Origin of the sequence: Kribbella sp. CA-293567 (assembly GCF_027627575.1) — a bacterium.
Classification (GTDB): Bacteria; Actinomycetota; Actinomycetes; order Propionibacteriales; family Kribbellaceae; genus Kribbella.
In genome coordinates this window covers 2,862,028-2,876,612 of record NZ_CP114065.1, presented here as the reverse complement: position 1 = coordinate 2,876,612, position 14,585 = coordinate 2,862,028, and the positions used below count along the sequence as shown (strand labels likewise).

Genomic DNA, 14,585 nt, shown 5'->3' with positions numbered 1-14,585 from the left:
GCGGGACACCGGACAGCGCACACTGATCCTCATGAGGGGGAAAGTGCTGGCCGCCGGACTCGGTTGTTTCGTGCTGCTCGAAGTCCTGGCCGGACTGATCCTCGCCCTGGTGGCCAACTGGTCCTTCGCGGCGGCGCTCGACAGTTTCCTGGTCACCAACGGGCTGATGGGGCTCACGTTCGCCACGTGTGGCGCGGTGATCGCCTGGCACCGGCCTGCCAATCCGATCGGCTGGCTCTTCATCGCCGACGGCATCGGTTACGCCACCACCGCGGTCGGCGCGCCACTGAGTCAGGTGCTTCACGACAACACCGCGCCGCTCGAAGTACAGCGTCTGGTCGCCACGATCATCCAGTGGTCCTGGCCCTGGTCGATCGCCTTGTTCCTGCCGCTGGCCCTCCTGCTCTTCCCCGACGGTCGACTGCTCTCACGCCGCTGGCGCCTGGTTGCTGCCGGCATCATCGTGACCTCACCATTCTTCGCCCTCGAGATGGGCAGCGGTCCGGACCCACTGTTCGACGGCGGCCCGGCCGGCTACCTCCAACTCGCGTCCTACGACGCCCTGCAACCGTTGTGGACAGCAACCGAAATCCGCGGCCTGCTCGCCATCCTGCTGGCGATCGCATGTCTGGTCATCCGCTACCGCCGCGCCACCGAAACCGGTCGCCGCCAGCTCCTCTGGTTGCTGCTGGCAAGCATCATCGTGATCGTCTTCATGACCCCGTGGGCACTCGTCACCGGTACGCCGATCTTCGTCCTGCTGGCGATTCCGCTGATCCCGGCCTCGGTGGCGATCGCGATCGTGCGGCACCAGCTCTTCGACATCCGGCTCGTCGTCTCCCGCGCGCTCACCTGGGCGCTGCTCTCGATCCTTGCCGTCGGCGCCTATGTGGCTCTGGTCGCGATCACCGACTCCTTCATCTCCTCCCGCCTCGGCCGCTCGGCGACCGTGACGGTACTGGTCGCACTCCTGGTCGCGCCGGTACTGCCTCGACTCCAGCGTCTCGTCGACCGAGCCATGTACGGCGACCGGCGCGACCCGGCTCGCGTCGCATCTCGCGTGGGTGAGGAACTCTCGTCCGGAGTGGCCGGTGGCATGCCGGGTGTTGTGGAGGCTGTCCGCTCCGCGCTGCGACTGCCATATGTTGCTGTGGCCGCTGACGGCACGCTACTCGCCTCTGCGGGAGTCGCGGGGACCGTCGTACCGGTTGAGTTGTCGTACGGCGGTACGACGGTCGGCTCGCTGCTGGTCGGCCTGCGTCCAGGCGAGTCCGCGCTCTCTGGGACCGATCGCAACGTGCTCGCGCTGGTCGCCGTACCGCTGGCCGTCGCTGTGCATGCCACGCGACTGTCGTTGGAACTGCAGACCTCTCGCGAGCGACTCGTGGCGGCACGCGAGGAGGAGCGACGGCGGCTGCGGCGAGACCTGCACGACGGTCTGGGTCCAACGCTGACGGGCGTTGCCTTTGCAGCCGATGCGGCCGCGAACCTCATCTCCCAAGACCCGGCGAGAGCCTCGGAACTCTTGGGCACGTTGCGGACAGACACGCGGGCGGCGATCGCCGACGTACGCCGCCTGGTCGACGACCTTCGCCCGCCCGCTCTTGACGAACTCGGCCTGGTCGGTGCTCTGCGGCAACGCGCGGACGCCTTGTCCTGGCGAGCCGACGGGGCTTCGGTCTCGGTACAGGTTTCGGCCGACGGATTGCCCGCCCTCCCTGCGGCACTGGAGGTAGCGGCGTACCGGATCGCGACCGAAGCGCTCACCAACGTGGTCCGGCACTCAAGCGCCAGGACCGCCGTACTGACGCTGCGCTGCGACTCCCACCTGGAGGTCGAGGTCACCGACGACGGCCCGCCCAACGGCGCCTGGACCCCCGGCGTCGGACTCCAAGCCATGCAGGAGCGAGCCTCCGAACTAGGCGGAGAGTTCACCGCCGGGCCGTCCCCCGCCGGCGGCCGAGTCCACGCCACCTTCCCCATGGAGACCGCATGACCGACGCCCCGCCGCCCCCTGCCGACGGCGATCGTCCAGCCGTCCGGGTCGTCCTGGCAGACGACCACCCCGTCGTCCGCGCCGGCCTGACCGCGCTGCTCTCGTCTCTGCCCGGCATCGAGGTAGTGGGCGTAGCCTCCACCGGCCGCGAAGCCATCCGCGAGGTAGTCACCACCCACCCGCACGTCGCAGTACTGGACCTGCAAATGCCCGACCTGGACGGCTTCGCCGCTACCCGCGAACTGGCCCGCACCGCCCCCGACGTCGCAGTACTCGTCCTCACGATGTTCGAAGACGACGACTCGGTCTTCGCCGCCATGCGCGCCGGCGCCCGCGGCTACCTCGTCAAGGGCGCCGAACAAGACGAGATCGCCCGAGCCATCCACGCCGTAGCCGCCGGCGAAGCCATCTTCGGCCCCGGCGTAGCCCGCCGAGTCCTCTCCTTCTTCGCCACCCCACCCACCCCCGCGACCCCCCTTCCCCGACCTCACTCCCCGGGAAAGAGAAATCCTCAACCTCCTCGCCACCGGCCTTAGCAACCCCGCCATCGGCACCCACCTCAACCTGGCCCCGAAGACAGTCGCCAACAACGTCTCCACCATCTTCACCAAGCTCGCCGTCACCGACCGCCCCGCCGCAATAATCCAAGCCCGCAAGGCAGGCTTGGGGAATCCCTAGCTGGACCCAAGTTCATTCGTTTGAACCCTAGATGCGCCCAGCCTCCTATGCCAGAATCCGCAACCTGATTCAATCCATGGCGATGACGAACGGGCAAGCGAATGAAGCAACTAGAGGCGTCTGAAGTCCCGCTGCACAAGGTCTTCTCCAGTGATTTTGACTTCAGTATCCCGAACTACCAGAGGCCGTACGCCTGGGGCACCGATGAGGCGATGCAACTCCTCGACGACCTCGCGCATGCACTCGACCAAGACCGGGACGAGCCCTATTTCCTTGGCTCGATAGTCCTTGTCAAGGATCCCGCCATGCCGGCGGCATCCGTGATCGACGGCCAACAGCGGCTCACGACGCTGACTATCATTCTTGCGGTGCTACGTGACCTCTCCTCAGACCCCGGTATCGCCGGCGAGTTACAGGACAAGATCGTCGAGCCGGGCCTCAGGCTTCGGCGGCTCGCTGCGAAACCACGTCTGACTCTGCGCGATCGCGAGCGGGACTTCTTCCAGTCCTATGTTCAGCAGCACAAGGGCGTCGACGAGCTGATAAAGCTCAACAACAACCAGATTGAAACCGACGCGCAGAAGAACATCCGGGACAACGCCTTGGACCTGCACAAGGAACTGCAGAGTTGGTCTTCAGACCGACGCGACGACCTTGGCGCTCTGATCAGCGATCGAACTTTCCTGGTGGTCGTGAACACTCCAGACCTTGAAAGCGCCCACAGGATTTTCAGCGTGATGAACTCCCGCGGTCTCGACCTCACACCTGCGGACATCTTCAAGTCCAGGGTGATCGGCGACATCCCGGACGGAGCAGCTGACGAGTACACCGAGAAGTGGAACGAGGCCGAGCAGAAACTCGGCCGGGAGGACTTCGCCGATCTGTTCCTTCATATCCGCCTCATCCAAACGAAGAGGCGGTCGGAACAGAACCTTCTCCGGGAGTTCCCTGATCAGGTCCTCAGCGAGTATTTGCCCGAGCGCGCGAAGGAGTTCATCGACGACATCGTGGTTCCATACGCGAACGCGTACGCGGCGATCACCAACATCACGTACAAGTCCGAACACGGCGACGAAGTCGTGAACAGTTGGTTCAAGCGGCTTGCCCAACTGGACACGAGCGACTGGCAGGCTCCTGCCCTGTGGGCCGTTCGCACGCATGGCGACGATCCCGTGTGGCTGGATCAGTTTCTTCGCAGGCTTGAACGTTTGGCGGCCAGCATGTTCGTACGACGGGTCTACGTGACTCCACGACTTGCGCGCTACATCGAACTGCTACGACAACTCGATAACGGTGACGGGCTGTCGGCTGAAGCTTTCGACCTGACCGACGGAGAGGTCGAAGAGACCCACGCACGGCTGGCCGGCGACCTATACCTGGTGACGAAGACTCGTAAGTACGTGCTGCTGCGTCTTGACGAGGCTCTGGCGGGCGGCGCAGGGGTCACCTACGACCATCCGGTCATCACTGTGGAACACGTGTTGCCACAATCGCCCGCGGTTACCAGCGAATGGCGCCGGGACTTCACCGACGCCGAGCGTTCCCAGTGGACGCACAAGCTAGCCAACCTTCTGCTGCTCAGCCGGACCAAGAACTCCTACGCTCAGAACTACGACTTTGCACAGAAGAAGGTGAAGTACTTCCACGGTCAGGGCGGGGTCACAACGTTTGCCCTGACGTCACAGGTACTTGCGCAGGCGCGGTGGACTCCTGAACTACTGAAGGAGCGACAGGCCGCTCTACTCGATGTCTTGTCCAAGGAGTGGGCGTTGAAGCGAACGCCGGAACGTGCATCTCGATGACGATCTAGCTGTCGACCGCGTCGGAAGTGGGTCGTGTTGGTGATTGGACGACAGCACATCGTTTGGTCACCAACGAGCCAGAGCCCCTTCGATCACGGGCGATCCTGTCACTACCGAACATCTCTATGCCTTAACAGCCCGGAGATACCGCTCTCCAATCACCTTGAGGTGCTCCACCAGAGCCTGCGGTGCCGTGACCTGGAAGTCGAGACCCAGCATCCCGATATACACGGCGACCACCTCCAGGCTCTCCGCCCCGGTCACCAGCACGCACGTCTTGTCGTCGACCGACTCGACGATCCCCACCGCTGCGTGGATCCGCGCCAGCACCTCTTCTGCCGAAGCAAACACAGTGACTCGCGCATGCACCTTCCATCCCGTACTGGCGACGTCCCGCATCACGAAGTCCGTGTAGTCGTCCCCCGGCATCGGCCGCGGCTGGTACTTCCGCCCGGTCGCCATCCGCAGTTCCATCCAGTCGACCCGGTACGTCCGCCACTCGCCCGTTTCGTCGCGCGCAGCCAAGTACCAGTACCGCTGCCAACTCATCAGCCGGTACGGCTCGACCAACACCGGCAACGAGGGAGCGCTCTCCGACTCCTGCCCCGGTACGACGTACTCGAACCGCAGGTAGTGCTCGTCCCGAATAGCCGCCGCGATCGTCGCCACCACGGCAGAATCAACCTCCGGGTCCGGCACGTTCGACCCGGTGTTGTCCGGTCCCTTTGACATCGTCGTGTGGATCGCATTGACCTGCCGCCGCAGCCGATGCGGCAACACCTGCTCGAGTTTTGCCAGCGCCCGCCCGCTGCTCTCCTCCATGCCGCTGACACCGGCACCGGTCCGCAGCCCAACCGCGACAGCAACCGCTTCCTCGTCATCCAGCAGCAACGGCGGCAGCTTCGCACCCACGCCCAACTGGTAGTAGCCGGCCGCGCCCCGCGTCGCATCCACCGGATATCCAAGCTCTCGCAACCGATCGATGTCATTGCGAATCGTCCGCGTACTGACGCCCAACCGCTCGGCCAACTCGGACCCCGGCCAAGCCGGCCGCGACTGCATCAGCGCCAACAGGGACAGCAACCGCGACGAAGTTTCACGCATGCGGTAAACCGTACTGTAATCAGGAATCCAACGTTCCTATATGGCTTCTACGGTGAAGCCATGAACACCAACGACAGCACCTCCTCCGCAGACATCCGCCCCTTCCGCGTCGAGATCGCCCAGACCGACCTGGACGACCTGAACGAGCGCCTCGCCCGCACCCGCCTCCCCGAACCCGCCCCCGGCGACAACTGGGACCTCGGCACCCCGAACCACTACCTCACCGACATGGTCGACCACTGGCAACACACCTTCGACTGGCGCGAGCAGGAAGCGCGGATGAACCAGTTCCCGCACTACCTCACCGACATCGACGGCCAGACCGTCCACTTCCTCCACGTCCCGTCCGCCGAACCCGACGCCACCCCGCTGCTGCTGATCCACACCTACCCCGGATCCTTCATCGACTTCCTCGACATGATCGGCCCCCTCACCGACCCCGTCGCCCACGGCGGCCAGGCCTCCGAGGCCTACTCACTCGTCATCCCCTCCATCCCCGGCTTCGGCTTCAGCACCCCACTGACCGACCGCGGCTGGACCATGGCCCGCGTCGCCCGCACCTTCGACACCCTCATGCGCCGCCTCGGCTACAACACCTACGGCACCCACGGCTCCGACGCCGGCGCCATGATCTCCCGCGAACTCGGCCTCCTCAACCCTCCCGGCTTCCTCGGCCTCCACGTCCTCCAACTCTTCTCCTTCCCCTCCGGCGACCCGGCCGAGTTCGAGAAATTCACCCCCGACGACTACGCCGCCCTCGAACACCTCGCCTGGTTCCAGTCCGTCGGCGGCTACAACGCCATCAACTCCACCCGACCCCAAACCGTCGCCGTCGCCATCTCCGACTCCCCCGTCGGTCAACTCGCCTGGAACGAACTGTTCAACAACTTCGGCAACGGCACCAGCCTCCTCACCCCCGACCAGATCCTCACCGAAGTCTCGCTCTACTGGTTCACAAACACCTCCGCCACAGCCGGCCGCTACCACTACGAAGAAGCCAACGCCGGCACCGAACCAGCCCTCAACACCGCCCCCACCGGCGTCGCCGTCTTCGCCGACGACTTCAAAACCATCCGCCCGCTGGCCGAACGCGACAACCCCAACATCGTCCACTGGACCAACTACCCCACCGGCGGCCACTACGCCTCCCTCGAACGCCCCCAAGACGTCGTCACCGATCTCCGCGCCTTCTTCTCAAGCCTCCGCACCAACTGACACCCCCAACGCACAACGGCCCGCCGCGCCCACGGCGGGCTGTCGGCGTTACGGCGTACGGTCTGCACCTACCCCGAGAGGTGCCCATGAACATCGACGACTTGGTATCCCGCTACCCCCGCCTCTATCACCTGGCTTCCTCCGATGCCTGGGAAAGCATCAAAACTCACGGCCTACTCAGCACCGCTGCCCTCGCCCAGCGCTGGGAGGTCCCGCTGACGCAGTACCGGGAACTAACCGCCCGCCACCGCCCCGAAAGCACCGTCCTCCACCACAAGACTTTCGGCCGAGCCACCATCCGCGACCAACGCCCGATGCATCCCGCCATGCTCCGCCGCGCTCTGACGGACATGCCCCCAGAAGCCTGGCTCCAACTCCTCAACTCAATGGTGTTCTTCTCTCCCACCACCGACCGCCTCGAACGCCTCCACAGCGCCTACCAAGGCGTACCGGCTCTGGTCCTGACCCTCGACACAAGATCCTTGGTGACCGCTCACCTACGCGACATCCGCCTGAGCCGCCTCAACTCCGGCGCCGTCCGCCACATCAACCACCACCGCGGCTCAACAACTTTCAGAACCCTGGACGATTTCACCTACTCCACTAACAACCAAGTAGCCGAGTTGGCCGTTCTCAACTCCGTCCCCAACATCCAAGCGCACGTACTACGAGCCGAACGCCGCGTCGGAGGCCAGGTGATTCCGCTCAACCTCTGACCCTCACTCCTGTGATGCCGAGCGTTAGAGCGAGTCAGTCGGCAAATCGAAGATTGGTGATCGTGGTCAGGTCAATCCCATAGCGGGCATAGACCTTGACGGTGTTCTCCCCCGTGAGCTCCTCCGCAGAGATTCCCAACGCCCTGCCGACCTCAACGACGTGCTCGCGGGACCTCCCCTCAATCTCGAGGTACGGCGGAATGAGCGGCCATGAGTCAATCTCCAACTGCGCGCCTTCGAGCTCGAAGCTCGTACGTCGATTCTCTTGATACGACTTGGGTTCAAACCCCATCCGCCGCATCAACTCGTTGGCGCCGGCGAAGTCACTGACCTCCACCTCGGTCTCCGTGGTGCCGTCGATCCCATCGTGAGCGATCTCCTTCACGGTCAGCGTCACCTCCGTTCCCGTGTCGCGCAGCCGAATCCAACGCGACGCATCCCCGGCCTCGATGTCATACACGTACCGCCGCATCAGCCGACTCCCCAGCGCCTGCCCACCTCGCCGAAGGATCACACCCGCCAACTCGTCCGGATCGACGCCCAACACCTTGGCCTCAAACTCAATCGGCATCTCAGCCCAGCCCTCCTCAAGGTCGTGTGCTCTTGCCGACTACCGAAACTCGGCCTCCGGTTGCTCGAGGATGCCCTGGTTCACAACAGGAATGGAGAAACCTGCTTGATGTGGAGAACCCTCTTCGGATGGCGATCTGACTCATCGGTGACTCTTGCCGGTGCCTCTGAGGTACTGCGTCGGATCCACCGCAGCCTGTGAACCGTTTTGCGACAATCCAGGGAACGCGTAGCGCACTGTGGCGGTCAGTTCATGGCCGTGCTCACACGAGGACCCAACGACGATAGGCACGTACCAGGCCTACTCGGGACAAATCCCGCCTAATCCACGCCAGCTTTTGTTCACCATGGCCTCGAGCTCCTCGCGATCCACTTTTCGCTGGAGGGCAGCGGCCAAAACGTGGGCCGCCAGAAGTGGAGGTATCGCGTTACCGATCTGCTGGGCAACATCGCTACCCGACCAAGGATAGTCAGTGGGGAATGTCTGCAGTCGTCCCGCCTCTGAGAACGAGAATCGATCAAGTTCCCGGTCTGCTGAATCAACCAGCCGGTTGCGAGACACCTTGCCCGTGATCGTAGCCGACGGCTCCGTCGATCGCCGACGCCCGCGAAGCCTCGGATCTCCACCTGTGCCGTAGTTCGAGATGACGGTGAATTCAACGGGACGCTTGAGAGCCCCTCGCATCGTCTCCCATGGGAGCAGCTCCGCATCATCGTCGGAAAGGACATCACTTCCGCCTTTGTGGAATCGCCGATGCGTCGGCAATGGCAGCGCCGGCTGCTCGTCCAGGCGGGCGATCAAAATGGCCCGGCGGCGGGTCTGGGGGACGCCGTACTCCTCCGTACGAAGCACGCCATGCGCGACCTTGTAACCGATTCCGGCAAGCGCCTCGCCGATCCCCATCCACACCGGAAGCGCGGCTGGTACCTGCTCCAACAGGATCGCTTCATACGGTCGCCCGAGCGCGTGCGCTTCCAGCGCCCACCGCAGTGGCTCGAGCACTAGTCCAGTGCGCTCGTCGTCAAGCTCGGCGAGGCTGGCGGTGACATCCTCACCGGCGGCCATCCGCTTCACAAAGTCCAGCACGCTTTCAAGTGCTCGCCGGCCTGCTCCAGAACCGGCAACGGTATAGGTCTGGCACGGCGGGCCCCCCGCCAAAATGGTTGCCGACGGAAAGTCTGACGGTCCGAAGTCGCGGACGTCGGCCTGTCGAGTTCGAAGCCCTGCGGCACGCCGAGTCGTGCAGGCGTTCGCGTCCCACTCGATTCCCTCGGCCTGCACACCAAGCCAGCGTGCAGCTACATCCAGACCGCCCGGTCCGGCGAACAAGTCAACCATCTGCGTCTCGGCAGTCGGCGCGCTATCCGCGGGATGCTCCGTCATGGGGCTGGATCCTATCTCGGCCACTCAGGCTGCCACGAGTCAACACGCGTTCAGGGCTTCCCTGATGGCCCGCCCCAGCACTCTTCCCACCGGCGGCGGGGAGGCGTTCGCGATCTGCCTGTACTGCGCCGTCTTGCGTCCCGCCAGGCGCCAATCCGGCGGAAACCCTTGCAGGCATGCCACTTGCTCCACCGTCAGCGGAACCAGCCCCGGTCGCCCGATGCTGGGATTCCAGACGAAATCCGCCCGAGGGACCGAGTCGACTACGGTCGCCCCATCTACCCCCATCTTCGCCCAAGTTCGCTTACTCCCCGTCGGTCCCAAGTCGGCGCCGCCTCGGTTCCACGATCCGCCGACCAACGTCGGCGCGATCCTGTCAGCATGCGCAGCCCACTCCATAGCACCAGCCCATCCATGCGCTCCCATCGACTCGACCAGCGCAGATCCGACTGTCTCCGATCGCATCTCGACCGCCGGCACTTCAAAATGATCAATGGCGTCACCTTTGAACGCGAGCATGATCCCTTGCTTTCGGTCCTGCGGCACGCCGTAGTCAGCTGCATTGACAACGATCCATGTCAATTGGTATCCCAGGTGAGCAAGCTCGTCTTCCACGAATCTGCGGGTCGGGGCGTAGCGACTCCCAGTGACGAGTTCGGACATGTTCTCGATCATCAGCGCCCGGGGTTGAACCGAATGAGCAACGAAAACTGTTGCGCGCAGAAGCTCGAGTTCGGCCTCACTATCACCGGGTCGATTCACTCCCGCTGCGGCCTTGACCCTGGGAAGACCCGCGGAAAGCAAGTCGACGTCGTAGGTTTCTTGATGCAGCGTCGGATCGAATGCCCGCAGATCTTCTTCCCACACCTGCCACTGTGGCCTGTTCAACCGTAGCGTCTCGCACGCCAACGGGTGATTGTCCAGAACCATCACCGGATCGAAGCCTGCTTGCTCCAGACCTAGAGCCAGCCCTCCGGCCCCACTGCACAAATCGACAAACGACAACCCCCGTCCGGACCGATCCGGCGCCAGCGCTCCACTTTTCGCGGACATCGACATAGTCATCCCCTCCGTTCCTGCATGATGCGACCAGCTCGTGCCGGCAAACTAGATCTCCCCGCTCGATGCCGCGTGCCGTGGACGTTGCCGTATGGGCGCTTCGGCCAGTAGGCGCTCGAAGAGCGGCACCAGCGCATCGACGACGCCTGCCTTCACAGCACCATCATCAGGCCCGTAGGGGAGACGCTCCCATGGCGCTGGAGGCATTTCCTGCGCCTCGGCGATCCAATCCTGGAGTACCGCGATATCACCGACCCCCTCTTCGGCCAGCGCGTCGTAGACCAACGTGCTCCCCGCCGCATTGACCGAGGATGACAACGCGTTGACGTGGTCACCAAGGCGCCCGCGATTCTCCCGAATCAAATCGGCCAGAACCTCGAGGATCGCGAGCGCGGTCGGCCTGTGATCGATCACGTCAAGCCGCATAGTCGTGTTGAGAACGTCCTGAACACTGCAGGCCGTCTCGACAGGTCGATAGTCGGCACCATTGCGGAATAGTTCGGCCGCCCACCAGAGTCGCGCGAAAGCCTGTGTGTAGTGCGGGCCACAGAAACGACCGGCGGCTACGAGGTCTTGACCGCGGTGGCGCCACACCACATAGTCCGGCGCAACGATCATCGCAAGGAAGTTCCATCGGCGACTGTCGGCAGCTTCTCCGCGGGTCATTCGGACGGTAGCGTGCAATCGGGGAGCGAGCCAGCCATCAGCCTTCACCCGATCATCATCGAACCGACGCATGGCTTCGACCAAGAGATCTCGCAATGGCTTCGTATGCCACCTTGCCTCCGCGGAGGGCAGCATGATCGATGCCTTGCGCAGCGCAACCGGCGGCGGAAGGTCGTGGCCTGAACGAACTGCCTGACTGAGGAACTCCTCGACGGCAGCATCCGGAAGCAAACCCATGACGTCCGGAGCATCGAGATCGGCCGGCTCGATCATCGGGCTTCATCCCCTTCTCCGCGGAGCGCGATGCGGGCGGCATTGGTCAATGTCCGGTTGAGTCGACTCCGTCGTCCGGCGGCATACTGGATGCTGGTCTGCAAGCCTGACCAGCCGAAGCCCTTCGTGCGTCGGTCATTGATTTCATATAGAGCGTCATTCAGTTGGCGACCTGGCAGGACATCGGGAATCATCAGCCGTAGAACTCTCGCTTTCCACCCGGTCGGCATCTGCGGAGTACCGTCTTCGTCGAAGTCCAGGTCTGCAACAGCCGTGTGGAACATCGCAGTCCAGGCATCGTGCGCGATCTGGGCAGCGGTTGTCTCGCGAACCATCTTCTCTGTCGCCGCGCCCCCTGTTCCATTCAGGATCTCCAGCAGGCCTTCTACACCTCCGGTATTCAGATATACCGTCGGCGTATCCCCTGTGGTGTCGACGATCCATGGTGACTCCTTGAACGGCCGAAGCCACTCCTCGGGGCCGTTCGCGAAGTCCGCTTCCATGATGTCGATGGCGCGCTGTCGCTTCGGAACGGTTGCCACCAGATCGACGTACCAATTCTCCCTGGTCTGGCCGATGAGGCGGCCGGCGACTCCGCCGACAGTCGCCACCACAGCCAGCGACAGCGTCGCTCGAGTCAGATGCGACCCACGAACCAATTCAATCGCGCCGTGCCAATGCCCGTCTGCTTCGACACTGAGGCGAGAGCTCGACCGAGAATTAGTGGCCTTTTCCGTGAGTACGGACAGGCAAGTCAGCTCGCTCCACGGCCCACCGGAGGCCTCGTCATCGGGAAGCGTCGCCCGCAGACGAAGCGTGGCTGACTCCCAGTCGCTGCGGCCACCATGGTCCAGCGCCACCGTCCGCTCGAGCTTCGAGATCTGGGCGTATGGCAGATCGGATCCATCGACAGATACCGACATGACCTCGAGGTCGACATCTCCGAACAAGGTCGGATAGGAGAAGACCGGGATCACATCGCACCTCCACGTGCCTTCTGAACCTCAACCACAAGCCGCGCAAACGATCCAGCGACCGGATGTGTCGCCGGGTCGGTCAACCCGATGAAGGCCGCTGAGCGTACGCCGGGCTCGATCACGAGGTTCCCCGAGTCAACTCGGCAGTTCTGGGTGGATGTGAGCGACTTCCAGCTGACTGTCGGCCTCCCGCCGGAGCGGACGTCGAACTTGGCAACCGGCGTCAAGACCCAACGATCGGCTGCCTCGGGCAGCCGGATATCGACCCTCACCTGCCACGCACCCGTGTCTTCGATATGGGCGGCGATCCGATGCACGGTCGGCGCGCCGGTCGCCCGGCGACCACCTGTTGGGCCATCCAATTTCAATAGTTCGCGAAGTACAGCGGGTCCTGCGCCCTGAGTTGTTTCCCGCTTGCCGACGAGACTGCGGATCGCGCGATCTATCTCGGAGTGGAACTCGCGAAGCCTTGTGAGCGCACCCCTTTCATAGAGTGTGGTCAACTCCTCGGTCCGGTCCCACTTGTCATGCTCGGGTGGCTCGGACGCACGCAGGAATTGTTCGGCCAGTGCAACTTCCTCGCCGCCCCCTCCCGTTGCGTAACCAGCAAGCAAGACCGCCTGAAATGGCGCCACCCCGAGCGGCAAATCGCGGGGGCGACGCTCTTGGACGGTCATTCGCGTGCCCCTCATACATACGACGCGATTGGCTCGCGATGCATCGTCATCTGCTGGAGTGAGCAGTAGAACCGCAGAGTGCTGCCGACCCCTTTCCCCCGCTCGGGTGGTGCCGCGAAGAGGCGGAACGACCAACGGGACGTCGATCCGTGCAACCTCGTCGCCGGCAGCCAACGCACTGACAGTCTCGCCATTGAGATAGGCCTGAAGCGCTCGACTCAGAGCCGGATGGGTGCGATGGGGTTCTACGCGCTCCTCCGGAATATGCACTTGCCCGTTTCGCATCGTGCAGACACGCGCCTCGAGAATGGGTCTGGTGTCTCGTCCGGCCACCATCGCCGCCCAAAACCCGTCTGCGAGCGACCGGACCAACTTGTCATGCATCTCTTGCAGACTTCCCGCATCGCCGGACGCATCGTGAGCACCAACGATCAAAAAGGAAGTTCCCGGATCGGAAGCCGATCGCTCAAGGTGCAGATCCCGAACCGTTTCGTCCTCCGCCCACCAAGAGCGGGATACCTCTTCGTGCCCAGGGTCCGTGTCCGGCTCCCCGAACCAAGCGGGGCCTGCATAGGCAGCGCCGTCGATCTCGTGCCAGGGAAGATCCAGGCGGCCGACGACCCGGCTACGCGTGCGGCCCTCATGCGGCTCGGAGAGAGTCGAGTTGGTGAGGACCATGCCAAACCGACTAGTCGCCCACAGCGTCGCTTTGCCCAGCCCATAGGAACCCCCTGCCCGGCCACTCGATCGTTTGTGGCTATCGAGTTGCCGGCGGACGACAGCCGCGAAGCGACCATCTCCGTATTCAGGCCCGGTGAGGCCTGCGGCGTTGTAATCATCCACCCGAAGCAGTAACAGCGTCTCTTCCTGTGCGAGATCATCGAGCGCAGCTCGAAGGCTACGACCGACTTTCTGCTCGGTCGACGCCGCACTCTCGTAATGCCGGCGGAGACTGGGCCATTGAACTGCCGCGAGAAACGCTTCGAGATGCTCGCCGCTCAACTCGTGCAGGGTGTAGCGCACAATGACCGGCTTGGAATCGCCGATTCGCTCGTCGATCGAGTTCTGTGTCGCCTCTCGAGCGAGGACCGACAGATCGGCGCCGAAGGCGAACGCCGCGGCATTCCCATACTCACGACCACCATCGGCGTGGGCCGGACGATGGTGCCAGCCGAGAGGCAACTCGCCAGCGACGTCGGTGGTTCGATTGTGAACTGACGCCACGTCTGTACCCAAAACGGAGGCAATCATCCGAATCGTCTCTTCCCTTGGCACGGCACGCCCTGTCGTCCACGCAGATACTGCAGCCCGCGTCAGGCCGAGCGCGTCCGCGAGCTGAGCTTGGGTCATGCCGGCTCGACGCAGTTGTCGCGCCAGCCACGATCCGAACTCCTCCCCCATCTGCGTGTTCATCTCTTACTCTCGTTCGGCGCCAAGATCATGATCAAACGATAATTGACGAGCACGT

13 protein-coding genes are annotated in these 14,585 nt (G+C 63.7%); 6 read left to right on the top strand and 7 right to left on the bottom strand.

Annotated features, from left to right (window positions below; all coding sequences use genetic code 11):
- Positions 1-31 precede the first annotated feature (31 nt).
- From OX958_RS13720 to OX958_RS13710, 4 genes are all read left to right on the top strand, one after another.
- Positions 32-1,996: a sensor histidine kinase gene (locus OX958_RS13720; protein WP_270137734.1), complete on the top strand. Its 1,965-nt coding sequence runs from the start codon at positions 32-34 to the stop codon at positions 1,994-1,996.
- A complete protein-coding gene (locus OX958_RS13715; protein ID WP_333486510.1) occupies positions 1,993-2,532 on the top strand; it encodes a response regulator in 540 nt (179 codons plus the stop codon). The genes OX958_RS13720 and OX958_RS13715 overlap by 4 nt, the downstream gene beginning before the upstream one ends.
- Positions 2,504-2,674, top strand: a complete 171-nt coding sequence (locus tag OX958_RS35280; RefSeq protein ID WP_333486517.1) for a response regulator transcription factor — start codon at positions 2,504-2,506, stop codon at positions 2,672-2,674. Before OX958_RS13715 ends, OX958_RS35280 begins: the two co-directional genes overlap by 29 nt.
- Positions 2,675-2,775: 101 nt before the next feature.
- Positions 2,776-4,476 (top strand): DUF262 domain-containing protein, encoded by a 1,701-nt coding sequence (locus tag OX958_RS13710; RefSeq protein WP_270137732.1) that lies wholly within the window; start codon positions 2,776-2,778, stop codon positions 4,474-4,476.
- Positions 4,477-4,599: 123 nt separating this feature from the next.
- On the opposite strand, the gene OX958_RS13705 is transcribed toward OX958_RS13710, so the two are convergent.
- Complete coding sequence (locus OX958_RS13705) at positions 4,600-5,580, bottom strand: helix-turn-helix transcriptional regulator (RefSeq protein ID WP_270137730.1); 981 nt, start codon at positions 5,578-5,580, stop codon at positions 4,600-4,602.
- Positions 5,581-5,640: 60 nt separating this feature from the next.
- Here OX958_RS13705 and OX958_RS13700 point away from each other — a divergent pair, with 60 nt between their 5' ends.
- Positions 5,641-6,795: an epoxide hydrolase family protein gene (locus tag OX958_RS13700; RefSeq protein WP_270137728.1), complete on the top strand. Its 1,155-nt coding sequence runs from the start codon at positions 5,641-5,643 to the stop codon at positions 6,793-6,795.
- Between the two features lie 86 nt (positions 6,796-6,881).
- Positions 6,882-7,511 carry a DUF7002 family protein gene (locus tag OX958_RS13695; protein WP_270137726.1) on the top strand — a complete coding sequence of 210 codons (630 nt, stop codon included), beginning with the start codon at positions 6,882-6,884 and terminating at the stop codon, positions 7,509-7,511.
- A gap of 34 nt (positions 7,512-7,545) precedes the next feature.
- Here OX958_RS13695 and OX958_RS13690 read toward each other — a convergent pair whose 3' ends face one another.
- The 6 genes from OX958_RS13690 to OX958_RS13665 all read right to left on the bottom strand — a co-directional run bounded on the left by OX958_RS13690 (position 7,546) and on the right by OX958_RS13665 (position 14,530).
- Positions 7,546-8,082: a class IV adenylate cyclase gene (locus tag OX958_RS13690; protein WP_270137724.1), complete on the bottom strand. Its 537-nt coding sequence runs from the start codon at positions 8,080-8,082 to the stop codon at positions 7,546-7,548.
- Positions 8,083-8,382: 300 nt separating this feature from the next.
- Positions 8,383-9,465 carry a DNA cytosine methyltransferase gene (locus tag OX958_RS13685; protein WP_270137722.1) on the bottom strand — a complete coding sequence of 361 codons (1,083 nt, stop codon included), beginning with the start codon at positions 9,463-9,465 and terminating at the stop codon, positions 8,383-8,385.
- Positions 9,466-9,504: 39 nt separating this feature from the next.
- Positions 9,505-10,524 (bottom strand): DNA cytosine methyltransferase, encoded by a 1,020-nt coding sequence (locus OX958_RS13680; RefSeq protein WP_270137720.1) that lies wholly within the window; start codon positions 10,522-10,524, stop codon positions 9,505-9,507.
- 48 nt (positions 10,525-10,572) lie between these two features.
- Entirely contained in the window at positions 10,573-11,463 is an 891-nt protein-coding gene (locus tag OX958_RS13675; protein WP_270137718.1) for a DUF6339 family protein, read from the bottom strand.
- Positions 11,460-12,440, bottom strand: coding sequence for a hypothetical protein (locus OX958_RS13670; protein ID WP_270137715.1), 981 nt, complete (start codon positions 12,438-12,440; stop codon positions 11,460-11,462). Before OX958_RS13670 ends, OX958_RS13675 begins: the two co-directional genes overlap by 4 nt.
- Complete coding sequence (locus tag OX958_RS13665) at positions 12,437-14,530, bottom strand: helix-turn-helix transcriptional regulator (RefSeq protein ID WP_270137713.1); 2,094 nt, start codon at positions 14,528-14,530, stop codon at positions 12,437-12,439. Before OX958_RS13665 ends, OX958_RS13670 begins: the two co-directional genes overlap by 4 nt.
- Between the last annotated feature and the right edge of the window lie 55 nt (positions 14,531-14,585).